The sequence below is a fragment of the Photorhabdus aegyptia genome (assembly GCF_000612035.1).
Lineage (GTDB): Bacteria > Pseudomonadota > Gammaproteobacteria > Enterobacterales > Enterobacteriaceae > Photorhabdus > Photorhabdus akhurstii.
Genome location: NZ_JFGV01000022.1, coordinates 14,868 through 38,747 on the forward strand (window position 1 = coordinate 14,868; position 23,880 = coordinate 38,747).

General features: G+C 41.4%; 24 protein-coding genes and 1 pseudogene. 8 read left to right on the forward strand and 17 right to left on the reverse strand.

Annotated elements, in window-relative coordinates; genetic code table 11:
• The first annotated feature begins 228 nt into the window (after positions 1 to 228).
• Positions 229 to 3,063: an excinuclease ABC subunit UvrA gene (gene uvrA / locus BA1DRAFT_RS08895; protein ID WP_036778083.1), complete on the forward strand. Its 2,835-nt coding sequence runs from the start codon at positions 229 to 231 to the stop codon at positions 3,061 to 3,063.
• A 40-nt stretch (positions 3,064 to 3,103) separates the two neighbouring features.
• Here the strand turns inward: uvrA and BA1DRAFT_RS08900 are convergent, their stop codons facing one another.
• Both BA1DRAFT_RS08900 and BA1DRAFT_RS08905 read right to left on the reverse strand, forming a co-directional pair.
• Positions 3,104 to 4,066: a pseudouridine-5'-phosphate glycosidase gene (locus tag BA1DRAFT_RS08900; protein ID WP_036778085.1), complete on the reverse strand. Its 963-nt coding sequence runs from the start codon at positions 4,064 to 4,066 to the stop codon at positions 3,104 to 3,106.
• Between the two features lie 2 nt (positions 4,067 to 4,068).
• Positions 4,069 to 5,154, reverse strand: a complete 1,086-nt coding sequence (locus BA1DRAFT_RS08905; RefSeq protein WP_036778087.1) for a PfkB family carbohydrate kinase — start codon at positions 5,152 to 5,154, stop codon at positions 4,069 to 4,071.
• 689 nt (positions 5,155 to 5,843) lie between these two features.
• Between BA1DRAFT_RS08905 and BA1DRAFT_RS08910 the strand changes: the two genes are divergently transcribed.
• Both BA1DRAFT_RS08910 and BA1DRAFT_RS08915 read left to right on the forward strand, forming a co-directional pair.
• Positions 5,844 to 6,020 carry a type II toxin-antitoxin system HicA family toxin gene (locus BA1DRAFT_RS08910; RefSeq protein WP_036778089.1) on the forward strand — a complete coding sequence of 59 codons (177 nt, stop codon included), beginning with the start codon at positions 5,844 to 5,846 and terminating at the stop codon, positions 6,018 to 6,020.
• A gap of 51 nt (positions 6,021 to 6,071) precedes the next feature.
• The gene (locus BA1DRAFT_RS08915; protein ID WP_036778090.1) at positions 6,072 to 6,479 is read left to right on the forward strand and encodes a type II toxin-antitoxin system HicB family antitoxin; all 408 of its coding nucleotides are present in this window, start codon (positions 6,072 to 6,074) and stop codon (positions 6,477 to 6,479) included.
• Between the two features lie 102 nt (positions 6,480 to 6,581).
• Here BA1DRAFT_RS08915 and BA1DRAFT_RS08920 read toward each other — a convergent pair whose 3' ends face one another.
• The 4 genes from BA1DRAFT_RS08920 to dnaB form a co-directional block, all read right to left on the reverse strand.
• Positions 6,582 to 6,806 carry a colicin E3-like toxin immunity protein gene (locus BA1DRAFT_RS08920; protein WP_036778091.1) on the reverse strand — a complete coding sequence of 75 codons (225 nt, stop codon included), beginning with the start codon at positions 6,804 to 6,806 and terminating at the stop codon, positions 6,582 to 6,584.
• A 173-nt stretch (positions 6,807 to 6,979) separates the two neighbouring features.
• Complete coding sequence (locus BA1DRAFT_RS08925) at positions 6,980 to 8,179, reverse strand: amino acid aminotransferase (protein WP_036778093.1); 1,200 nt, start codon at positions 8,177 to 8,179, stop codon at positions 6,980 to 6,982.
• A 53-nt stretch (positions 8,180 to 8,232) separates the two neighbouring features.
• Complete coding sequence (gene alr, locus BA1DRAFT_RS08930) at positions 8,233 to 9,312, reverse strand: alanine racemase (protein ID WP_036778095.1); 1,080 nt, start codon at positions 9,310 to 9,312, stop codon at positions 8,233 to 8,235.
• A gap of 39 nt (positions 9,313 to 9,351) precedes the next feature.
• A complete protein-coding gene (gene dnaB, locus BA1DRAFT_RS08935) occupies positions 9,352 to 10,761 on the reverse strand; it encodes a replicative DNA helicase (protein ID WP_036778097.1) in 1,410 nt (469 codons plus the stop codon).
• Between the two features lie 172 nt (positions 10,762 to 10,933).
• Between dnaB and BA1DRAFT_RS08940 the strand changes: the two genes are divergently transcribed.
• The gene (locus BA1DRAFT_RS08940) at positions 10,934 to 11,917 is read left to right on the forward strand and encodes a quinone oxidoreductase (RefSeq protein ID WP_036778099.1); all 984 of its coding nucleotides are present in this window, start codon (positions 10,934 to 10,936) and stop codon (positions 11,915 to 11,917) included.
• 200 nt (positions 11,918 to 12,117) lie between these two features.
• On the opposite strand, the gene BA1DRAFT_RS08945 is transcribed toward BA1DRAFT_RS08940, so the two are convergent.
• The 5 genes and pseudogenes from BA1DRAFT_RS08945 to BA1DRAFT_RS21900 all read right to left on the reverse strand — a co-directional run bounded on the left by BA1DRAFT_RS08945 (position 12,118) and on the right by BA1DRAFT_RS21900 (position 15,873).
• Complete coding sequence (locus BA1DRAFT_RS08945; RefSeq protein WP_036778100.1) at positions 12,118 to 12,495, reverse strand: ASCH domain-containing protein; 378 nt, start codon at positions 12,493 to 12,495, stop codon at positions 12,118 to 12,120.
• Positions 12,473 to 13,653, reverse strand: a pseudogene (locus BA1DRAFT_RS24630) (N-acetyltransferase). The gene BA1DRAFT_RS08945 and the pseudogene BA1DRAFT_RS24630 overlap by 23 nt, the downstream one beginning before the upstream one ends.
• Positions 13,654 to 14,240: 587 nt before the next feature.
• The gene (dusA, locus tag BA1DRAFT_RS08960; RefSeq protein WP_036778102.1) at positions 14,241 to 15,278 is read right to left on the reverse strand and encodes a tRNA dihydrouridine(20/20a) synthase DusA; all 1,038 of its coding nucleotides are present in this window, start codon (positions 15,276 to 15,278) and stop codon (positions 14,241 to 14,243) included.
• A gap of 308 nt (positions 15,279 to 15,586) precedes the next feature.
• Positions 15,587 to 15,745 (reverse strand): hypothetical protein, encoded by a 159-nt coding sequence (locus BA1DRAFT_RS21895; protein ID WP_338049278.1) that lies wholly within the window; start codon positions 15,743 to 15,745, stop codon positions 15,587 to 15,589.
• Positions 15,742 to 15,873, reverse strand: a complete 132-nt coding sequence (locus tag BA1DRAFT_RS21900) for a type II toxin-antitoxin system RelE/ParE family toxin (RefSeq protein WP_082303661.1) — start codon at positions 15,871 to 15,873, stop codon at positions 15,742 to 15,744. The genes BA1DRAFT_RS21895 and BA1DRAFT_RS21900 overlap by 4 nt, the downstream gene beginning before the upstream one ends.
• A gap of 134 nt (positions 15,874 to 16,007) precedes the next feature.
• On the opposite strand from BA1DRAFT_RS21900, the gene BA1DRAFT_RS08965 reads away from it, so the two are divergent.
• Both BA1DRAFT_RS08965 and BA1DRAFT_RS08970 read left to right on the forward strand, forming a co-directional pair.
• Positions 16,008 to 16,352 (forward strand): type II toxin-antitoxin system RelE/ParE family toxin, encoded by a 345-nt coding sequence (locus BA1DRAFT_RS08965; RefSeq protein ID WP_036778159.1) that lies wholly within the window; start codon positions 16,008 to 16,010, stop codon positions 16,350 to 16,352.
• 1 nt (position 16,353) lies between these two features.
• Positions 16,354 to 16,671, forward strand: a complete 318-nt coding sequence (locus BA1DRAFT_RS08970; RefSeq protein ID WP_036778104.1) for a helix-turn-helix domain-containing protein — start codon at positions 16,354 to 16,356, stop codon at positions 16,669 to 16,671.
• A 147-nt stretch (positions 16,672 to 16,818) separates the two neighbouring features.
• On the opposite strand, the gene nadS is transcribed toward BA1DRAFT_RS08970, so the two are convergent.
• The 4 genes from nadS to BA1DRAFT_RS08990 all read right to left on the reverse strand — a co-directional run bounded on the left by nadS (position 16,819) and on the right by BA1DRAFT_RS08990 (position 19,275).
• The gene (gene nadS / locus BA1DRAFT_RS08975) at positions 16,819 to 17,115 is read right to left on the reverse strand and encodes a NadS family protein (RefSeq protein ID WP_036778106.1); all 297 of its coding nucleotides are present in this window, start codon (positions 17,113 to 17,115) and stop codon (positions 16,819 to 16,821) included.
• Between the two features lie 150 nt (positions 17,116 to 17,265).
• Complete coding sequence (locus BA1DRAFT_RS08980; RefSeq protein ID WP_036778107.1) at positions 17,266 to 17,844, reverse strand: VOC family protein; 579 nt, start codon at positions 17,842 to 17,844, stop codon at positions 17,266 to 17,268.
• A gap of 166 nt (positions 17,845 to 18,010) precedes the next feature.
• On the reverse strand, positions 18,011 to 18,436 hold the full coding sequence (locus tag BA1DRAFT_RS08985; RefSeq protein ID WP_036778108.1) for a tail fiber assembly protein: 426 nt from the start codon (positions 18,434 to 18,436) through the stop codon (positions 18,011 to 18,013).
• A 2-nt stretch (positions 18,437 to 18,438) separates the two neighbouring features.
• On the reverse strand, positions 18,439 to 19,275 hold the full coding sequence (locus BA1DRAFT_RS08990) for a gp53-like domain-containing protein (RefSeq protein ID WP_036778110.1): 837 nt from the start codon (positions 19,273 to 19,275) through the stop codon (positions 18,439 to 18,441).
• Between the two features lie 499 nt (positions 19,276 to 19,774).
• On the opposite strand from BA1DRAFT_RS08990, the gene BA1DRAFT_RS08995 reads away from it, so the two are divergent.
• Positions 19,775 to 20,965 (forward strand): lactate oxidase, encoded by a 1,191-nt coding sequence (locus BA1DRAFT_RS08995; RefSeq protein WP_235201001.1) that lies wholly within the window; start codon positions 19,775 to 19,777, stop codon positions 20,963 to 20,965.
• Positions 20,966 to 21,167: 202 nt separating this feature from the next.
• Here the strand turns inward: BA1DRAFT_RS08995 and BA1DRAFT_RS09000 are convergent, their stop codons facing one another.
• Positions 21,168 to 22,310, reverse strand: coding sequence for a DUF1266 domain-containing protein (locus tag BA1DRAFT_RS09000; protein ID WP_036778112.1), 1,143 nt, complete (start codon positions 22,308 to 22,310; stop codon positions 21,168 to 21,170).
• 219 nt (positions 22,311 to 22,529) lie between these two features.
• On the opposite strand from BA1DRAFT_RS09000, the gene zur reads away from it, so the two are divergent.
• Positions 22,530 to 23,042 carry a zinc uptake transcriptional repressor Zur gene (gene zur / locus BA1DRAFT_RS09005; protein ID WP_036778114.1) on the forward strand — a complete coding sequence of 171 codons (513 nt, stop codon included), beginning with the start codon at positions 22,530 to 22,532 and terminating at the stop codon, positions 23,040 to 23,042.
• 155 nt (positions 23,043 to 23,197) lie between these two features.
• On the opposite strand, the gene lexA is transcribed toward zur, so the two are convergent.
• Positions 23,198 to 23,803 carry a transcriptional repressor LexA gene (gene lexA, locus BA1DRAFT_RS09010; RefSeq protein WP_036778115.1) on the reverse strand — a complete coding sequence of 202 codons (606 nt, stop codon included), beginning with the start codon at positions 23,801 to 23,803 and terminating at the stop codon, positions 23,198 to 23,200.
• Between the last annotated feature and the right edge of the window lie 77 nt (positions 23,804 to 23,880).

Sequence of the window (23,880 nt, forward strand, 5' to 3'; positions counted from 1 at the left end):
CTCCTGATGAAATGAATTTCTACAATTATTAAGCAACACAGTTTAACATGCGATACTAAAAATGAAACGCAGCTGCTTTAGAACAGACTTTGCGAAGCTCACCGTAATTTAATTCCGTACTTATTACATTATTTCACTTAAATACTGTATATCTAATCAGTCAACTCTGTGTAATAATAACTCACTTATTATTATTTATGCACGTATGAATAACCCGGGAAATGGTTCATGGACAACATCGAAGTTCGGGGCGCACGTACCCACAATCTCAAAAATATCAATCTGATAATTCCCCGAGACAAGCTGATAGTTATCACCGGTTTGTCCGGTTCAGGTAAGTCTTCTCTGGCATTTGATACGCTTTATGCTGAGGGTCAGCGTCGTTATGTGGAATCGCTTTCAGCTTATGCGCGCCAGTTTCTGTCACTGATGGAGAAACCTGATGTTGACCATATTGAAGGGTTATCCCCGGCCATTTCCATTGAACAGAAATCTACTTCCCATAACCCACGTTCAACTGTGGGGACTATTACCGAAATTCATGATTATCTGCGTTTGCTGTTTGCCCGTGTAGGTGAACCACGTTGCCCAGATCACGATATTCCATTAACGGCACAGACTGTTAGTCAGATGGTAGATAATGTGCTAACACTGCCAGAAGGTCATCGTCTGATGTTGCTGGCGCCGATCGTGAAAGAGCGGAAAGGCGAGCATACTAAATTGTTGGATAATCTGGCAGCACAAGGTTATATCCGCGCCCGTATTGACGGTGAAGTCTGTGATCTATCCGATCCGCCGAAATTAGAATTACAGAAAAAACATACCATTGAAGTGGTCATTGATCGCTTTAAAGTTCGTGCCGATCTGGCACAACGCTTGGCTGAATCTTTTGAAACAGCGCTGGAACTTTCAGGCGGCACCGCTATTGTCGCCAATATCGATGATAATACAGCCGAAGAGCTGATTTTCTCTGCTAACTTTGCATGTCCTGCATGTGGCTATAGCATGAGTGAGCTGGAACCTCGCCTGTTCTCTTTTAATAATCCAGCCGGGGCTTGCCCGACTTGTGATGGTTTAGGTATTCAGCAATTTTTTGATCCCGATAGAGTCATTCAGAATGGTGATATCTCCCTGGCCGGTGGTGCAATTCGTGGTTGGGATCGCCGTAATTTCTACTATTTCCAAATGCTACGTTCATTGGCAGAACATTATAAATTCGACATCGAAGCACCCTTCAATTCCCTCAGCGCCAATATTCAGAAAATAGTGTTGTACGGCTCCGGTAAACAATCCATCGAATTTAAATACACCAATGACCGTGGCGATACCACAGTGCGTAACCATCCGTTCGAAGGCGTACTGCATAATATGGAGCGCCGTTATAAAGAGACGGAATCCACCGCCGTTCGGGAGGAACTGGCGAAATATATTAGTAATCGTTCATGTATTTCCTGCCACGGAACTCGCTTACGTAAAGAAGCCCGCTACGTATTTATTGAGAATACCACTCTCCCGGAGATCTCAGATTTCAGTATCGGCCATGCGATGGATTTTTTTCAAAACATGAAACTCAGTGGTCAACGTGCGCAAATTGCTGAAAAAGTACTGAAAGAGATCCGCGACCGTCTGAAATTCCTGGTTAATGTTGGTCTGAATTATCTGACTCTCTCTCGTTCTGCCGAAACTCTGTCCGGTGGCGAAGCTCAACGTATCCGCCTTGCCAGCCAGATTGGCGCCGGTTTAGTGGGAGTGATGTATGTACTTGATGAACCTTCTATCGGGTTACATCAGCGGGATAATGAACGCTTGCTGGAAACGCTAATCCACTTACGCAATCTGGGAAATACCGTGATTGTGGTTGAACACGATGAGGATGCCATCCGGGCTGCCGACCATATCATTGATATCGGCCCCGGCGCAGGCGTACATGGTGGTGAAATCGTGGCGGAAGGCTCAGTTAAAGACATTATGGTGAGCAAAGATTCACTAACAGGTCAATTCCTGAGTGGAGAGCGTGAAATTGCCATCCCAGAGAAGCGTATTCCGGCAGATCCGAAAAAGGTGCTGAAACTGATCGGAGCGAAAGGTAATAACCTGAAAAATGTGACGTTCAATCTGCCAGTTGGGTTATTTACTTGTATTACCGGGGTTTCTGGTTCCGGTAAATCAACGCTAATCAATGATACTCTATTCCCGATTGCCCAACGCCAGTTAAATGGCGCAACCAATATCACCCCTGCTCCTTATATCGATATCCAAGGGCTAGAGCATTTCGATAAAGTGATTGATATTGACCAGAGTCCGATTGGCCGAACTCCCCGCTCTAACCCGGCAACTTATACCGGCGTATTTACACCAGTCCGTGAATTGTTCGCTGGCGTACCTGAATCACGCGCCCGTGGTTACACACCTGGACGATTCAGTTTTAACGTTAAAGGTGGGCGCTGTGAAGCTTGCCAAGGTGATGGCGTTATTAAGGTAGAAATGCACTTCTTGCCTGATATTTATGTCCCTTGTGATCAGTGCAAAGGTAAGCGTTATAACCGTGAAACACTGGAAGTCAAATATAAGGGCAAGAATATCAATGAAGTATTGGATATGACGATCGAAGAAGCTCGTGAATTCTTTGATGCAGTTCCTGCTCTGGCCCGTAAGCTACAAACCCTCATGGACGTTGGTCTTTCTTACATCCGTCTGGGTCAATCAGCAACAACGTTATCAGGCGGTGAAGCGCAGCGGGTAAAACTGGCGCGTGAACTATCCAAACGCGGAACTGGGCAGACGTTATATATTCTTGATGAGCCAACAACAGGTTTGCATTTTGCTGATATTCAGCAGCTATTAGCGGTTCTGCATCAGTTACGCGATCAAGGGAATACCATTGTGGTTATTGAACATAACCTTGATGTGATTAAAACCGCTGACTGGATCGTAGATCTTGGCCCAGAAGGAGGTAGCGGCGGCGGTGAGATTCTGATTTCTGGTACCCCAGAAGAGGTCGCCAAATGTGAGAAATCACATACTGCACGTTTCCTGAAACCTATATTGAAGAAAGAAGCATAATCTGCAAACAGGGGCGATTTAAGCCCCTTTTTTCCTGTGTTCAGTTTCCTGTTCTCTGTTTTCTGTAACGACTGTTTTCCCAGTAACAACAGGCAATTTTCGCTGCCAGTTCAGCGTTATTAAGTACCAACTGAATATTGGCAGACAAGCTACCACCCCCAGTTAACTCAGCCACTCTGGATAACAAAAACGGCGTACACGCCTTGCCATTTACTCTCTGTTCTATGGATTCGCGTACTGCCTGTTCGATAGCGGCATTGATCTCCGCTTCCGGCATGGCGTATGGTTCAGGGATCGGATTGGCAACTACTAAACCGCCCTGTAATCCAGTCTCCCATTTTACTGCCATCGCCTGAGCTATCTGTTCTGGGGAATCCAGACGAATATTGACGGGAAATGGGCTGGTACGACAGAAAAACGCTGGTAAAGAGTGAGTCTGATAACCAATCAGCGGCACACCGTGAGTTTCAAGATATTCTGTTGTCAGGCCAAGATCCAAAATGGATTTAGCACCAGCACAGACTACCGCAACACTGGTTTTCGCTAATTCCTGTAAATCCGCCGAAATATCAAAAGTCTGTTCCGCTCCCCGGTGCACACCTCCAATACCGCCGGTAGCGAAGATTCTAATCCCGGCCATTGCCGCAATAATCATGGTAGAAGCTACCGTCGTCGCGCCATTTTTTCCGGCTGCGATAACAAAAGGTAAATCACGACGACTGACTTTAGTTATCTTGTCACCTTCTCTAGCCAAAAACGCTATTTCTTCATACGACAAACCTGCTTTCATCATCCCATTGATAACAGCAATTGTTGCAGGAACAGCGCCATTTTCCCTGATTTTCTGTTCAACTTGTAGCGCAGTCTTGACATTTTGCGGGTAAGGCATTCCATGAGCAATAATAGTAGATTCCAACGCCACAACCGGTCGGTTATGCTCTAAAGCCTCTATAACTTCCGGGGAAATATCCAAATATTTATTGCTAATAGCATGATTTTTCATGATTATAATTCCAGCAGTTTTTGGACACTGCCATTTGATAGATTTGGATTATTGGTAAATTCGCAAGAGAGCGTGAGCGCAGAGCACCCTTGAGCAAAGCGAACACTTTCTGCCAGCGTCATATTTTCTAGCCAGCAGTTCACCAATCCAGCCATCATGGCATCTCCGGCCCCTGTTACATTGACAATCTTGATACTGATAGGAAGTGACCAGCCTGCCACACCATCGCTTTCACTAAAGTAGACCCCCTCTCCCCCCATACTAAGCACTAACCGCTGCACACCTTGATCATGAAACCACCGCGCCACTGCCGGAACATCGGTAGGTTGAGTGATTTTCATTCCACTCAGTGCTTCCGCCTCCAGACAATTAGGTTTTAAGGTGTGAATATAGGAAAGCCAGTTTTTAATCTTAGGTGCTTTAAATGCAGATACTGTATCCACAAATACCGGCACCGTTCCGGCATTAGTCAACAGCCAAACCAAAGCTTCTTCAGATAAATTGCAATCAATAACCAGTACGCCGGCATGTTTAATAAGATCATAATGATTCGCTAACAACGATGGCGTCAATTTTTCCAAAATATGCATGTCATTAATGGCAACCAACATCTCCCCACCGTCATCTAATAAGGAAACATATGTCGAGGTATTTTCACCATAAAGCTTATAGCAGTAGTTGACATTAACACCTGCGCATCTGGCCTGATCCAGTAAAGTGCTACCATAGAAATCATCGCCAACAACAGAAATAAGATGACATTCTTTACCTAATAAAGCGATATTTTGGGCAATATTTCTTCCTACACCACCCGGGGTACATTTTATTTTTCCTGGGTTAGAATCTTGATAAATGAGTTTATCCGATGCATAACCGCAAACATCCATATTAATAGAACCAACCGTTACTACATAATTATGATCAGATAAAATATAACCTTTCCCTTTTATATATCCCTTATTCATTAAATTCATAATATGGCCAGCAACACCAGAGCGACTTATACCTAAAATATCGGCAATTTCCTGCTGTGGGATCAACGGATCTCGTCTCAGAAGTTGTAATATTTGTTTTTCCCGATTCGTCATTTTTGGACACTTGTTTGTTCTTAAACACGCGTTTGTTTTATGTGTTAAAGGAAAAATAGTAAAGTGGGATTTTTTACTTTACAACGAAGTTGGGAGAATGATCGTAAGAGTTTATGACTGGATTATCAGCCCTATTTTATGTGATAACCATCAAGTTAAATCCTGTTGAAAAATCTTTTTTGCTGAATATTAATAATCAACCGATGTTCTATATTAGAAATAAATTCAATAAAACAAAGCACTAAGTAAATCCTTGTCGAAAGCTAACAAATGTTTGGATATACCTTGAAATGGTGAAAATTATTTTTCACCATCTGAAACATGTTTCATGAAAAATTGATCTGTTTCACATTGAAAAAACATACTTCATAGCCGAAAATATCCACGAACAAATTATATACGCTGCGATTATACCCTATGGATTTCAAGATGCATCGCGACGGCAAGGGAGTGAATCCCCGGGAGCATAGGTAACTATGTGACCGGGGTGAGCGAGCGCAGCCAACAAAGAGGCAACTTGAAAGATGACGGATATAGAATAATTTTCACGTCAGATTTCATCCTATAAAGAATAAATCTAAATGTTCATAACTCTATTACGCTTATAAACAAAAATGCTTATAAACCTCTTGCTTATATAAACAAAAATGTTTATGTTTATTTTCAAGTTAAACAAACAGGAGGAGGCAGTGAAGCAAAGCGAGTTTCGCCGGTGGCTTAAAGCTCAGGGAGCAGAATTCAAAGATGGGACTAACCACTTGAAAGTTTTCCTGAACGGTAAGCAAACCACGATGCCAAGGCACCCTAGTAAAGAAATCCCAGAACCACTGAGGAAATTAATATTAAAACAGCTAGGCATCAAATGACAGACCGGCCCCAAGGGGCTGGTTACTCGCATAAATTCACTGAGTAAAAATATGCGATATCCAGTAAAATTCGAACATGACGAAACAGGTTGGGCTGTGATGTTCCCAGATATCCCAGAAGCCTTAACAGGCGGAGATACCAGAGAAGAAGCATTAGCTATGGCGCAGGATGCTCTGGTTACTGCGTTTGATTTCTACTTTGAAGACCGGCGCGAAATACCAACACCGTCGACTAAAGGTGAAGCTTTTGTCGAAGTACCAGCCAGTATAACGGCTAAGGTTTTACTGTTGAATACGATGCTTCAAACAAGAACAAGCAACGCAGAACTTGCACGGTTATTGGGAACTCGACCGCAAGAAATTCAACGTATAGTGTCATTAAGTCATAGCACTAAAATTGACACTATCGCGAATGCGTTAAATGCCTTGGGCAAACATCTGGAACTTGTTGCCATTTAAACATCTCCATCAAATAGTCTTAAACCTTGCCACAGCAAGGTTTAAGTAACTAAATTTAAATTACAACTTCATGACCATTTATTTCGATAGCCGAATGATTATTTAATACCAATATTTATCTGTTTCAATTTTATTTTTAAAATATGATTCAAGTGTTGTCATCCATTCTTTTTTTACATCGAATGCACCATTATTAATATTATCTTCAATAGGAAGCCCTAATTTTTCTATTACTGAACCATCATCGCCCAGATCTCTAGAATACTCCTCACCAATAAACTCTTCCGTTTTTTTATCAAACCACGCAATATTTAACTTTAATCCCATAACTTACCGCATAAAAATTTTTTAATGTTACGTTCTAATCATCCGCTGCTAATAACTCACCACATTAAATTAATATTAAAAAGAAAAATAAGCGCACTATTTATAGTGCGCTTCAAGGAGGTGTTTATTTCTATCTTACAAAATTGTCGATAGCAAATCATTTACATTAAAATTTATGACCTATTTACCGCCGCAAATGTTTCAGCAATACGTGCAACATTACGATGGTTGACACCCGCCATACAGACTCGGCCATTACCGACCAGATAAACAGCAAACTCTTGGCGCAAACGATCCACCTGTTTCTGGCTAAAACCGGTATAGCTGAACATCCCGCGCTGTTTCAGAAAATACTCAAAGTTTTTCTCTGGTAATGCGGTTTTCAGAGCATCCACCAGCACCGTACGCATTTCCAAAATACGCAAGCGCATATGTTCAACTTCTGTCAACCATTGTGCCTTCAAAGCAGGATCAGTCAGTACTTTCGCCACAACCTGTGCACCAAAATTCGGTGGGCTAGAGTAGACGCGACGCACACCCGCTTTCAACTGCCCCAATACCCGCTCTTTGGTCTGCTCGTCATCACAAATAACAGACAAGCCACCTACTCGCTCACCATACATAGAAAATATTTTGGAGAAAGAGTTGCTCACCAGACAAGGCAAACCGGCTGTCGCCATAGCACGAACAGCATAAGCATCTTTTTCCATCCCATCCGCAAGCCCCTGATAAGCAAGATCAAGGAATGGCAGTAATTCTCTCTCTTTAACAATCTGAACAACTTGATCCCATTGATCATAGGTCAGATCCGAACCGGTTGGGTTATGGCAACAAGGGTGCATCACAATAATGCTTTTTGCCGGCAATTTCCTGAATGTTTCCAGCATTTCATTGAATTTTACCCCTTTAGTCTGTGTATCAAAATAAGGGTAATAGTTCACCTTAATGCCAGCCCCAGCAAAAATAGCTGCGTGGTTTTCCCAAGTTGGATCACTGCACCACACTTCTGAATCAGGGAAATAGCGATGCAAAAAATCAGCACCAATTTTAAGGGCGCCAGAACCGCCTAATGATTGAATCGTTGCCACTATCCGTTGTTTCAACACCGGATGATCTTTACCAAATAACAGTTCCTGAACCGCAAGACGATATGATTCCAATCCCTCCATTGGTAGATAAAGAGAAGCAGTCTGTGACAACGCTCTAAGTTGTTCTTCTGCGGTAGCCACCGCCTGCAATTGCGGAGTCACACCCTGCTCATCGTAATACAGCCCGATGCTCAGATTAACTTTTTCCGCACGAGGATCTTTTTGAAATTCTTCAGCTAGCGAAAGAATCGGATCACCAGCATAAGCATCAACATTCTGGAACATCAGGCTCTACTCCTTATCAGTCAGTTATTTAATAAACCATATAATCTACAACATCATTCGTCCAGATATTCCATCACCACTCTGGAAGTAAGCTTAGTCACCAGCTCGTAAGTAATGATACCGGTGCGTTCAGCAATCCGTTCCACCGGCAGCACATCTCCCCAGAGCACCACTTCATCACCCACTTTATCTGTCGCATCAGGCCCCAAATCAACCGAGATCATATCCATCGAAACTCGGCCAGCAATCGGCACTTCACGGCCATTAATATATATTGGCGTTCCCGAAGGCGCACTGCGCGGATAACCATCACCATAACCGATAGCCACAACCCCAAGACAAGTATCACGTTCACTGACCCAAGTCCCACCATAGCCAACCGACTCGCCAGCGTTATGCTTACGAACAGCAATTAAGCTCGATTTTAAGGTCATCGCGGGGATCAGGTTAAAATCCACGGCCGTTTTATCAGACAATGGCGATACACCATACATCATCAGCCCAGGACGCACCCAATCTTGATGAACTTCCGGCCACAACAAGATACCTCCCGATGCATCAATAGATTTTTCTCCCGGTTTGTCCGCACAGAAAGCCTGAAAACAAGCTATCTGCTGGCTAGTTGTATCTACCATTGGCTCATCAGCCCTGCCGAAATGGCTGACAATATTGACGGGCTGCTGTACATTTTTACAACGACTTAGCCGTTGATAAAATTCTTCGGCATCTTCCGGCCGTACACCTAAGCGATGCATCCCGCTATCCAGTTTCATCCATACTTTTACCGGATGAGATAACTTAGCCTGCTCCAGTGCTTCCAACTGTTCAATGCTGTGAACCACAGTTTCAATATGGTTAGCAACCAATACTGGCAGGTCAGCCGCATCAAAGCATCCTTCCAGTAACAGAATCGGTTTGACGATACCACCATGACGCAATGTCAATGCTTCACCAATTCGCGCTACACCGAAACAATCGGCGTCGTCCAGCGTATGTGCTGTCTCCAGTAAACCGTGGCCATAAGCGTTTGCTTTCACAACTGCAATCAGATTGCTTTTAGGAGCAAGCTCCCTTACCCGTTGCAAGTTATGTCGCAGAGCGCGGCGGTCAATAATTGCGGTTGCCGCTTTCATTCTATTCCTTAAATTTATTAATTCTTTGGTGGTTAATACTTATTCGTCGTCATAACTTGGTCCGGCATAGTTATCAAACCGCGACCATTGACCATTAAACGTTAGACGAACTGTACCGATTGGACCGTTACGCTGCTTACCAAGAATGATTTCAGCCACACCTTTCATGTCGCTATTCTCATGGTAAACCTCGTCACGATAGATAAACATAATGAGGTCGGCATCCTGCTCAATAGAGCCGGATTCACGTAAATCAGAGTTAACCGGGCGCTTATCTGCCCGCTGCTCAAGGCTACGGTTGAGCTGAGAAAGTGCAACCACCGGCACTTGAAGCTCTTTAGCCAAGGCTTTGAGTGAACGGGAAATCTCCGCAATTTCCAAAGTACGATTATCGGATAAGGCCGGAACCCGCATTAATTGCAGGTAGTCGATCATGATCAGGCTCAATCCACCATTTTCGCGGAAGACGCGCCGAGCCCGGGAACGAACTTCGGTAGGCGTCAGGCCAGACGAATCATCAATGTACATATTGCGTTTTTCCAGCAATATCCCCATCGTACTGGAGATCCGCGCCCAATCTTCATCATCAAGCTGACCGGTACGGATACGGGTTTGATCCACCCGTGAAAGGGACGCCAGCATACGCATCATGATCTGGTTGCCGGGCATCTCAAGACTAAAGATCAAAACAGGCTTATCCTGCATCATGGCTGCGTTTTCACACAGGTTCATGGCAAAAGTGGTTTTACCCATAGAAGGACGCGCAGCCACAATGATCAAGTCTGATTTTTGTAAGCCTGCGGTTTTCTTATCCAAATCCTGATAACCGGTTGAAACACCGGTTACACCATCATGAGGGCGTTGATAGAGCTGCTCGATACGCTCGACGGTTTCTTCAAGGATCTGTTCTATTCCTTTCGGCCCTTCATCTTTACTGGCCCGATTTTCAGCGATCTGGAACACCCGTGATTCGGCCAGATCCAATAATTCTTCGCTGCTCCTGCCTTGAGGATCATAACCCGCATCTGCAATTTCATTTGCAACAGTGATCATCTCGCGGACAACAGCACGTTCGCGGACAATATCCGCATAAGCATTAATGTTCGCTGCACTTGGCGTATTTTTAGATAATTCAGCCAGATAAGCAAAACCCCCTACATTATTTAGCTCCCCGCTCTGTTCAAGGGATTCCGATAATGTAATCAGGTCGATAGGATTGCCCATCTCCAGCAACCGCTGCATTTCAGCAAAAATGCGCCGATGTGGACGGCTGAAAAAATCATTGCTAGTAACACGTTCGGAAACATTATCCCAACGTTCGTTATCTAGCATTAAGCCACCTAACACAGACTGCTCTGCTTCCAAAGAGTGCGGCGGAAGTTTCAGCCCTTCCATTTGGCGATCTTTTGGTTCAGCCATTTTGTTGTGAGTTGATTTTTTTCCCGCCATGAATCCTGCAATAATCCACTGATAAATTTACAACAGCACAGAGTATACGCTATGAAGTGCCTTGAGTAATTACATATAGTTTGTAATTATTTCTGGCACATTAAAGCCTGTTTACAATGAATTCAACTACTACGTGCACACACATTCCCCCTTATATTGATGAGGTTGAGTCATGGCAAAACATATCGAATTTTCCTCTATTGGCAGCCCCGAGGTCCTGCAATATTGTGAATTCACCCCCAAAGCTCCTGCTGACGATGAAGTACAAGTAGAAAATAGAGCGATTGGAATCAATTACATCGACACTTATATTCGTAGCGGGCTATACCCGCCGGCACAATTACCAAGCGGCTTGGGCACTGAGGCCGCAGGCGTAGTGACCAAAGTGGGTTCCGCTGTGACTACCATAAAAGTGGGTGACCGTGTAGTTTATGCGCAATCAACTTTGGGCGCTTACAGTGAGGTGCATAATGTCGCGGAAAACAAAGTCGCTGTTCTGCCAGATACCATCTCCTTCGAACAAGCTGCTGCTTCTTTCCTAAAAGGGCTGACAGTCTACTATCTTCTACGCCGTACCTACAAAATCCAGTCCGGCGAACCCTTTTTGTTTCATGCCGCCGCCGGTGGCGTTGGGCTAATTGCCTGCCAATGGGCAAAAGCTTTGGGTGCAAAACTGATTGGAACAGTCGGTTCTGAAGAGAAAGTACAACGCGCTAAAGATGCCGGTGCATGGCAGGTTATTAACTATAACCGTGAAAATATTGTCGAACGAGTTTATGAAATCACCAACGGTGAAAAAGTCGGTGTAGTTTATGATTCTGTTGGTAAATCGACCTGGCTGGATTCACTGGATTGCCTGAAACGCCACGGGTTAATGGTTAGCTTTGGCAATGCATCCGGGCCAGTTACCGGTGTCGATTTGGGGATTTTAAATCAGAAAGGCTCACTGTTTGTTACCCGCCCTTCTATCGCCGGCTATATTTCAACGCGCGAAGAGTTGGATGAGGCGAGCAAAGAATTATTTGATCTGATTGCCAGCGGCAAAATTAATGTGGACGTACCAGAAAATCAGAAGTTCCCGCTAAGTGAAGCGACAAGGGCACATCAGATTCTGGAAAGTCGGGCAACGCAAGGATCAAGTTTACTGATCCCTTAATGGTGAGATAAGTGGGTTATTAACTAAGCCATGCAAGCCTAATATACCCGTTATCTTTCAAGTTGCCTTTTGTGGCTGCACTCACTCACCCCGGTAACATAATTATCTATGTTTCCGGGGATTCGCTCCCTTGCCGTTGCGATGTATCTTGAAATCCATAGGAGATAGACAGAGCAATACCCCTATTGGTAGAGCATACCTCATGCAGATAAGTAACGATAAGATTGAGGCGCTGTTATCCCTTGACCAAGCATATTTAAAGGCAAAGGCTTATCGTATTTTTTAACATTACCAATACTAATTGCGACAGCCTTTTCTCTTCCCTCAAAATAACTATCAAAAAAATCCTTCGTTGTACCTGCAAATTTATGAGTCATTTCCCATACAACGGAAGGAGAGTTAGAAATGATCTCTTTAATTTCAAACTCACCGACAATCATTCCTATCGGCATAGTTGCATATATAACAACAGATTGAACTTGATTATTCTTAAAAGCAACTTTCCTAAATTCAAATTTCTTTGAACCATCAAGTATTCTATCAACATATTCAGGCTTAATTGATAATAAAACTTTCATTAACTTCACTCAGTTTGATGATTTTATTAAATTGATCATCGGTTAATTTCATCATACCCCAATAATCACTACTGTTTAAACCAACTTCATTAATGAGTCTATCACGAATAATTCTTTTGGGTAAAGCCATATTATAAGTAAATCTTATTATGTACGGGTACTTTCTTATTTTATATTTTTCAATTAATTCATTTTCACTAAAGACACTAAATTTACTACAATAATCAATATAGCTTTCTAACGTTGAGAACTCATTAATACACCTGACTTCTTCAACAACGCAAAGTGAACTAATCACAGATCTATACCGTGCTGGCCCTTGCTTATCAGCCGTTCTATATATAACAATAATATCCCCTCTCTTCATATGAAGAACATCTTTCATTGCACATATATATATTTTATGAATACTATTAGTATGTGAAACATCCCGAACAATATCAGGTGACTCAGTGAAAAGCCGCGAATCAGGGAAAAGACGTGTATGAAATTCTGGATATATTGATAATAAATATTTATTTTTTTCTTTATTAACTATCAACGGATAATCAAGAAGAATATCACCATTTGTCAATGTTAAGTCTCTAACATATACAAACTCTATACCATTGTCTGTATGTTTTTCGCCATGCTTATATACCCGTTATCTTTCAAGTTGCCTCTTTGTTGGCTGCACTCGCTCACCCCGGTCACATAGTTTGCTATGCTCCCGGGGATTCACTCCCTTGCCGCCTCGATGCATCTTGAAATCCATAGGGCATAGAAACCATATTTTTCAAATAAGCGAATAAGGTAATCATGTTTTTCAAAAACAGTCACATAGATATTATCAACTTCCATCACTATTGCTGTATCGAATACTTTCTTTATAAAACGCTGTCCACGCAATGTCCCTTTTGATTCAAATTTAAATGTACCTATTTTAAGATGAGTATTACCAGGTAAAGGAGGATCAACATCTGAAACATTATTCTCAAGTTTTAAATAAAGAAACCCGTCTATTTTACCAGTAGTATCATACAATACATAATCTGATTCATTATTTCTAGCTTTCTTATTTAACCAATCTGGAAATTCAATATAACTTTCTTTTAATGAGTTGAAAAAAGCGTCATTATGATTGAAATAGCTGAATTTTTCATATCTTAAACTATCCATAAACATCTAGCCTCCACAAGGGTAATTTTTCGTTCTGGTGTAACAGCCTAGTGGTTTTACTAACACCAGTGCTCTTATGTTTGTATTCTAATGTTATCCAAACATAAAAGTTTTATCTTGAATAACATCTCTTCTTACAAGCTATCATTAGTTACTTACCTTACTATGAGATATTTATTTAGTATCCATTAAGCAATCAATAACTTCTGGATATCTTAGTCCTTGTCTACTGTTAATAATCATAATATATCATTATCGAAAAAATAGAAATGCCTAATGTTCATACCTTCCGTTCTGGATAATACCTAACTAACTAGTTGCTATGTACTTACTATCAGCAAGAATCACGTAAACTGGGATATTATTGCTCGGAACAGTTGTCCAGATCCCAATATGACAAAATTAATTTATTCGAACAGCATCACAATATTTAGCAAAGATATATGGATATCTATTTTTGTCCGATAATGAAAAACTAACTCGAAAAAACAGATTAAAGCACAGTAAAAAATCACGCAATATCCATAAATATTTTAGTGCTCAATTCTCATATATGACTGTGCCTTTAACAGTAAAATGAGCGGATATTACATCCGCTCAGTCACCATAGCTAACGCCTGTTCCACGACAGAAACATCCGCGCCCGGTTTATGTGCATTTTCACTAAGATGACGACGCCACTGGCGTGCCCCTGGAATCCCTTGAAAAATACCTAAAATATGACGGGTAATATGCCCCAAATATGTTCCTTTTGATAGTTCCTGCTCTATATAAGGATAAAGTGCTTTGACCACCGCAACGGTATCAACCACCGGCATTGAAGCATCAAATAATTCATGATCAACCTGTGTCAAAATAGACGGGTTCTGATAAGCTTCACGCCCAACCATAATTCCATCCACATATTGTAAATGCTGTTTCGCTTCTTCCAGCGATTTAATACCGCCATTAATAGCAATCGTTAATTGAGGGAAATCCTTTTTCAATTGATAAACTCGTGGGTAATCCAGCGGGGGAATCTCACGGTTTTCTTTTGGACTTAAACCAGAAAGCCAAGCTTTACGAGCATGAATGGTAAATATATTGCAACCACTGCGTTGCACAACAACATCAATAAAATCACATAGGAATTGGTAACTGTCCTGTTCATCAATACCGATACGGGTTTTAACTGTCACCGGCACATTAACCACATCCTGCATGGCTTTGACGCAATCAGCGACCAGTTTAGCTTCCCCCATTAGGCACGCACCAAAACGGCCATTTTGCACCCGGTCAGAAGGACAACCGACGTTTAGGTTAATTTCATCATAGCCACGTTCCTGTGCAATCTTCGCACAATGCGCCAACGCCTGCGGATCACTGCCACCCAGTTGTAGTGCTATCGGATGTTCTTCTTCGCTGTATGCCAGATAATCGCCTTTACCATGAATAATCGCCCCGGTTGTCACCATTTCTGTATATAACAGCGTTTGCTGACTTAATAAACGATGGAAATAACGGCAATGGCGATCTGTCCAGTCCAACATAGGAGCTACGGAGAAACGGTTAGGACTATATTTGACTGTTTCTCTATCTTTCTCGCTGAATTTAAACGTTTTTTGAATTTCTTTACTTTGGTGCATTGCTATACTTTTTTAGATTATTTTGGCATTCTCAGTACCCCATAAATAAGGGAATATACTGCGGAGAATGATATTAAATTACGGCCTACTATAGCATAGTGAAACGTCCCCGTACTGATGACACTATTAGGTATCGTTGACAATTGACGTTAAGAAGTATCACAGGTGATTTAATGTAGAGCCGTACAATTTGCTATCAGGAATATTTTGGGGAAACGCAGAGTACGTTGACTTTAGCGTAATTATTTCAGCTAAAGGGATAAACGGGACCAAAGTCCCATTCCTTTTACTGATATTGAACGTTGAAGTTAATAACCGCGCCACACGCTGCCGCATAACGTTCCAAGGTCTTCATACTTGCGCCAAGAGGATTTTTTCAAGCCCTTGTCGGCCTCCTTATACGCAGCGATAGACTCCGCGTCATTCAACATCAACTCCTTCAATTCGATCAGTGATATTGGTTTCATTTGAACTCCTTAAGCCTCGTATGGGCTGTCTTGATGGCTGCTGCCGGGGTTTTGTCGGTCTTCTTCACGAATGCATGTAGCAGATAGATATTCTGACCTCTTGCAAACGCATACAGTGACCGGGTAATGTTTTTATCTCCTCTACCCTTTCGAGGTTACCTGATTGTGCTCATTTTCTCCCTCAATGTGACTACACATGGTCCTTCTATTTATGTTATTTTATATCCATATAGGTATAAATCAATGCACGGAATCTCGCGTAATGAAACCTCTTTATTGGGTTGGTAGCAGTAAAAAAGACCTCCAGTCGCTTCCCGATGATGTTCAAGACATTTTTGGCTATGCCCTACATGTTGCACAGACTGGGGGAAAACATTCGCAGGCCAAGCCATTGAAAGGATTTGGTGGTGCCGGTGTATTAGAAGTCGTAGAAGACTACATTGGCGACACTTACCGGGCGGTATATACCGTTAAATTTGGAACTGCTATCTATGTTCTGCATGTATTTCAGAAGAAATCATCGACAGGGATAGCAACACCTAAGCCAGATACGGATAAAATTCGTGAACGATTGAAAATCGCAGAAGACCATGCCAGAGGAACATAATATGAACCACAATATCGAAGTCAGTAGCGGTAACATTTATGCCGATCTCGGTACGGCAGATGCCGAAGAAATGCAAGTCAAAGCACAACTTGCTACCACCATCGGCAACATCATTAAAAGCCGCCGCCTAACACAGGAAAAAGCCGCACAATTGTTAGGCATGACTCAACCCCGCTTATCTAACATGCTACGTGGGCAGTTCCGGGGGATCAGCGAGGCAAAAATGCTAGATTGCCTGAATCGACTAGGGCGGGACGTTCAGATTGTGATCGGGAAACCACGCCGAACACCCGGTAGCCTTAAAGTCGTTTTTTCTTAATACAACTTTCACAATAGCCCAATCTTCTGGGCTATTTTTATCTGTCGTGCATATACTCAAGCTCAGTTCTTGTCAACAGATCTGACTGGTACCGAACCTTTGACTACAGCCCTTTTTCGTACAGTTCCTAATCCTGCTGTCGCTCAATTAAATCATTTTAAGCTGGTTGATAATAAAAGGATTCGCCTGAAGCAACAACAACAGTTTTCTTGATGCGCCAGTGGGATAACGGCGTTGGCTTTCCCAACTTTTCACCAAGTCATAACTTACCCCGACCGCCACAGCAAAATCTTGCTGCTTCAAGCCGGTAGCTTCGCGTATTGCTTTAACATCAATTTCGGTGAAAGTATGAACATGTTCCGGTTTCGGTGTCAGCTCACCATTCTCAATTTTCACCATTTCTTCTACACTGGCCAGCAGATCGGCAAATATTTCATCTTTCATGCGATTTCTCCGCTCTTTAAGCGTGGGAGTTACTCCCCATAAATAACGCAACTAATTCAGCCCATCCGAAGATACCTCACTACACTTGTAACGACACTATCTACCGTTTCAGGCAGCAGATCGACAAATAGAATAATTATTAAGCACTACTTAATCAGTGCCAATATCATCATGGCCTTCTTCAAATTCCCATTGAATATTATATTTGTCGATAAAATAAAAATATCTTATCTTGCCCATAATCTCGCAAGTTTCTTGCTTTAAAACAGAGTTTTTTTCATCCTCCTCGTTAAAGAACATAAATTCATCACTGGTAATTTCATCTATTTTGTATGGCTTATATAATAGTGATAAATTTATCAATCTTACATCAGGAAAGTTTTTTATATATTCAAATACACTATCTATATTTTGTATTCTAAGACAAATATGCCCAATACCACCAATATCATTAGCTTCCTTTATTTCAACCCTTTTTTCTCCCGTCGGATGATGATATTCCATTAACTCAATAAAAACCCTAGTTCCAGGAATTTCCAAAAATGCCATTGATACATCAATCTGTTCAGGGTTATCAATAAAACCCGCTGACTTTGCAAAACCCTTATTTTTAAAATGAGGAAAGAATTGTCTTGGTATTGCCCCAAATAGATTTTTATAAAAGTCTATTGCTGCCATCATGTCATCTACAACGATATTAATATGACCCAATCCTTTAAAGTCTATCATTATTTTCCCCATTAGTTTATATAGAATATAATCTCATATAAAATAAAGAATAATAAAATTAGCCTACAGAAGATAATCAACAATTAAGATTTAAATTGGAAGCCAGATATACCCCCAAAAAATCAAACAGGTCAATTTTGGGGGTGGATTGAAAAACTTCGTCTATTTATTCTTCAGGTTTTTCCGGCCAATCAATATCCATTGCCTGTGAAACATCTATCCGATTAAGTATTACTCTGTATTCTTTCCATGCCAATAAAGCTATTTTCTCTTCCTCAGTTGCAATACCTAAATCAACAGCGTCTTGCAGTGGTGCAATTTGATTGGTTGCCTCAGCAATAAGTTGTTGTTTTTGGAATTCAGCATGTTGCCGTAATTCATCTTTCGTTGGCGGGGGAATATCTGCCCACTCCGGCAAACCGTTTTTATTTGCTACACGGTGTTTCCCTTCTGGAGCATGATTAGCAGCATATTCCTGATAAATATCATGACTGACTTCTATAATATCATCAGGCAATGAACCAGCAGCAATATAATTTTGTTCCAATTCTACCGGGTAGAAAGCATTAGTTTTTGCACTGTAATAATACATAGTTAGTATCCTATCGCTATCCAAAAGAATGGGCTATCCCATTTGGCATTTACCCAAGAATTTAATAAATCGAAAGATGAATTATCAATTACATTTACATAGCCAACAGATGCCCCCATAAAACCCATTTTACTTTGAATAGAATTAATATTGACGGCATAATGCGTATTGGAAAAACTAATTGGCAATTGAATACGTTCTATATGGCCAGCATCAATGACCTTAGTACGACCCCATTGGTAAATAACGCCGGTATCTCCACATTTCCACCAACCATTAACCGCTTTACTGGCAGTATTCCTATTACCTTTGGCATTAACTTGGTTATCTACTTCTTCTTTTGTGTACACCCCAATATCCACAGCATCCAGATCAATATTCTCAGATAATTCCTTACCATTCACTTGCCGAATGTTGGGCACTCTGCTATTAATATTTTCACTAAGATAATTTACTATTTTCTGAGCAAGCTTTTGCGTAACAGCTAATATGTCACTATCACCGAGTACATCTGTAAGTTGAATAACACCTTTTTGTGTTAATGAAGCACTTGGAATTTCTATTAAAGCTTTTTTCTCTAAAGCTGTATTTAATTGGGCAGTGAGCTTATCTATATCACCGTCATCCAAAACATCATCACCACATTGTGTATAAATAAAATTAGCCACCACTGATGATATGGTTGACGATTGACGCAAGACCTTATTTAATAAATCAATGGAAATAACATTGGGAAGAATTCCCATATTCAATTCCTGACTCTCTTCATATTCTTCCTGAGAAACAATATTCGCATCTGGACTAATAGAAAAGGCTTTAAAGTCATTCTTATTACTCATGAGTTCTCCTTAAGGAAAAAACTTACGTTTTCATTAAATAAGACTTTGAGTTAATGAAAATTAAAATATCCACCTGATCATCACATATACTTTCTAGATTGCATTTCAATAATAGCCTTTTTCTGATAAGGAATGATGAAATATTTTTATAACTTAGTGAAATTAACTATTTTATTATAATTTATGTATCTAATAATTAAATATTTGAAACCAAATTTATACCCAAGTTTCTCATTTACATTCAGCATCCAAAGCCTCTCGGTTTGAACTGCGCCCCAAAAACTCAGGTAAGCAAATAAAATAAGCGACCATACTTTAATCTGAACTTTGTGATGTTCCTCTCACAACAAAGAATCACCAGTTCCAATCGGCTTTATCAGCTTATAAAAACATTCTTAAGGATTTATTAGCTTGAATTATCCAGAATAGGTCTATTCTTAATATGTGGACAAATTCTATTGTCAATACTTATTAAACCTACTAAGTAAGGGAAAATTATATGCCATCAAGAAGAGACGTCATAGTTGGAGGATTAAGTCTTGCTGCTGCCGGTACGCTATCTGCTGTATCCTCAGCCAACGCTGCAACTGCTAACATAAAACTGACAGGAGCCTACAAAACAAATAGTGCAGAAAAATCCCTTGATATTATTAATCTTTATGACCTGGAAGAAGAAGCGCGTAAATTGATTCCTGCGCCCCAATTTGGCTATATCAGCGGCGGCTCAGGTGATGAATGGACTCTACGTGAAAACACCAGAGCCTTTGACGATTTCCAAATTATTCCCCGCTATCTCGCAGGAATAAAAGAGCCTGACACAACAACCGAATTGCTCGGCAGTAAAGTGGATATACCTATTTTCATTCCCCCAATGGCAGCCCATGGGCTATCTCATACGACTGCTGAATTGGGAACAGCAAGAGGCGCTGCCGATGCTGGCACACTGTTTACCGCACAAACTCTGGCTAATTCACCTCTTGAAGAGATAGGGAAAGTGAGTAATGGCCCCAAATGGTTCCAAATTTATTTTACCAAAGATATGGGCATTAACCGCGAAATGATACGCCGAGCCAAAGCAATGGGGGCAACAGCAATCGTCTTTACGGTCGATTTAGAGTGGAGTGGTAACAGAGAAACCGATAAACGTAATAAATTTGTTTTCCCACATTCATTACCATTTCCGAATATTCCAGGCGTTCCCGCAGGGGCAAGCTTATCAGAGATTACAGCGCTCTTTAAACGGGATCTTGATTTTAATGACCTGGAGTTTCTCGCCAAGGAATCAGGTCTGCCAATCATCGTAAAAGGTATTCAATCCGCCGAAAATGCTAAAGAATGTGTTGATCACGGCGCCGCAGCGATTCAAGTTTCTAATCACGGCGGCCGACAGTTGGATACTGTCCCGGCAGCAATCGCTTCATTACCGCACATTATTGAAGCTGTCGGATCTAAAATCCCAGTCTATTTAGATGGCGGCATCCGCCGCGGTACCCATGTGTTTAAGGCTCTCGCATTAGGTGCCAAAGCTGTCGCTATCGGTAGGCCCATTTTATATGCGCTGGCATTAGGTGGAGCACCAGGAGTCACTTCCGTTTTAAACCTACTTAAAGATGAGCTAAAACTCTGCATGAAGTTGGCAGGATGTGCGGCCATTAAAGATATAGAGAGAAAATTTATTAATTTGATTTAACCCATTAACTAATAAAGCAAATATTGGCCCCGTTTCATTTGAAACAGGTGATTTCAGGAAACGGGGTAAATTATGTTGCCTTTAGAAATAATGGATACCATAACGAAAAAATCCGTTCTCTCACTTATTACACCATATTTCCTATATTAATTATTTATTTCCCTTTGAAATGTTCTTCAAAGGGAAACATTTCATGTAAATATTAATGGAGTACACGAGACGCTGACAGCTCAGTAATATCAAATTCATAACTTTGTTGCTCTTCCATGTTACTGCGTAAAACATCTTCTACTAATGCAGAAAAACCTGTCATCATCTGCTTTTCCATCATGACGCCTTTTGGTTCAGGCCACGGCAAACTAGCAATTGGCCAGTCACAATGTGACTTATAATAATTAAATTGTTCCAGCCGCTCTTTAGACCGATCAAAATCATTACTCCAGTAAGCATTGCCCAGCCGAAAATTTGTATAAAATTCATCAAAACTACCGAAGATTTCATAAACATAATCAGCGGTTTTCAGCATATTTTTCCATGCCATTTCCTCACTGATATAACCGGCGCAAAAACAGTTACGACTTAAAACAATCGCAAGCCACAAATCAAACCCCCACACTAATACAGGAGGGCGTCGATTAATAGGTTTGGCACATTTATGAATATAGTCAGGTGTTACTTCAACTAATTTGGCCAGCACTTTAAACATTTTCCCATCACTAAGAGCGGCATCAATCGCAAAATGTTTTGAATGTACCCCCTCCCACAAACCCGTTAGCATTTTCATATACCCTTCTTCATCAATAATTCCCCAGTCGCTATATAATTGGGATTGATGTTCTTGGGTCAGAGATAATGGAAGCAAGCAGTAACGATAGTTATCATGGGCAACCCGTGATTGTAGAGGATAATGCTCTAGAGTTTCACTCCAAAAACCTAGCCAATAGTCACTAACAATATTTAACCGTAACGCCTGGCGCTTCTCTTCTGGTAAAAGAGATAAACCTGCTTGTTGATAATAACGCCGTTGTTCCCATTCAGGCCGCTTAACAATGCGATAAATAATAACAGAGAGCAACATTACACCTAATAATGCTACACCTCCTACTTGTGCCAGAAGTAAATAATCGGCATCAGGGACAGATACATTACCTATTATAAATAAAACAATTGCTACAGATAATACAATACCCATACATACTGCAATTACAAATAAAATATTAATCAATGCATATAATGCTCTTAGAAAAGGTAACTTTCTTTTTTCACAGATAATATGCTTCATTACCTGATAGCCTTTAACTGGGAACTGTCTATAATGAGGCTGATTTTGTAAAAGCTCTTTCATCACAAATGCTTCCTTTCCGAAAATTATCTGTCATATACGATAATTCTTGTCTGTATTATCATAAACTTCAAGAAAACATTATTTTTGCTATTGAGTACCAATTTAGCCAAATTAACTCCATCAGGGGACAATCACAATGAACTTTACTGGATAATATTTTCTATTGAAGAAACATGATAACATCACAATATTATCATCGTACTGGTTGTAAGAGGCGCAATGAAATTGATTAATCAAAAAAAGTTACTGGAACAGGCCGAAGTTATTTGCCAGGCTCGTGGAGTCCGCTTTACTCCGCAGCGGCTTGAGGTTTTGCGTCTCATTTCAGAACAGCCAGGGGCAATCAGCGCTTATGATTTACTGGATTTGCTACGGGAAGCAGAGCCGCAGGCCAAACCGCCTACCGTATACCGAGCACTGGAATTTCTGCTGGAACAGGGGTTTATTCATAAAATAGAATCCACCAACAGTTATGTCCTATGTCACCATATCGAACAACCAAGTCACACTTCAGCGATGTTTATTTGTGACCGTTGTGGTTCTGTTACGGAACGAGATGGTGGAACCGTCGAATCCGCCATCCAACAACTAGCAAAAACAGCCGGGTTCAGTTTACGCCATACCATTATCGAAGCACATGGCTTATGCTCATCCTGTGAAGAGATCGAATCCTGCACTAAACGAGATGAATGCCAGCATGACCACCGCATTGAAGTAAAAAGAAACAGATAGTAAGTAAATACTTACTTTTGGTACAGAGCCAGACTGAAATAGACAACCGCAGAATCACGTTTAAGATAATCACAACGATAAATTCAACAACATGATTCTGCCGGAATATTGCAATTCTTTAACAATCTCAAAAACAACAATTTGATATTTTATTATCAAGACCAGTTGCCGCTACGAATCACCCCAACCGCCAATCCTTCAATTGTCAGGCTCTGCTCACGCAAATCCACCACAATTGGCTTAAATTCAGGGTTTTCTGCCAGCAATTCAACTCTGTTTCCAGTCTGTTTAAAACGTTTTACCGTCACTTCATCTTCAATGCGAGCAACAATAATCTGCCCATTACGAACATCTTGTGTTTTATGCACGGCCAACAGATCACCATCCATAATCCCAACATCTTTCATAGACATGCCGCTGACCCGCAACAGGAAATCTGCACTTGGCTTAAACAGTGCCGGATCAACCTGATAATGACTTTCAATATGCTCCTGTGCCAACAGTGGTTCACCTGCGGCGACACGGCCAATTAACGGTAAACCAGATTCTTCAACCAGCAAACGGATACCTCTAGATGCCCCAGCGACAATCTCTATCACCCCTTTACGAGCCAATGCTTTCAAATGCTCTTCAGCCGCGTTAGGTGAACGAAAACCAAGACGTGCTGCAATTTCAGCACGCGTTGGCGGCATCCCCGTTTGCGAAATATGGTCACGCACCAAGTCATAAACTTGCTGCTGCCTTGCGGTAAGTGCTTTCATTTCGTCCCCTGTTTGTTTATACAGTCAATATGTGAGTATATACAGCTAAATAACGATTGGGAACCTACCAGGGTAGA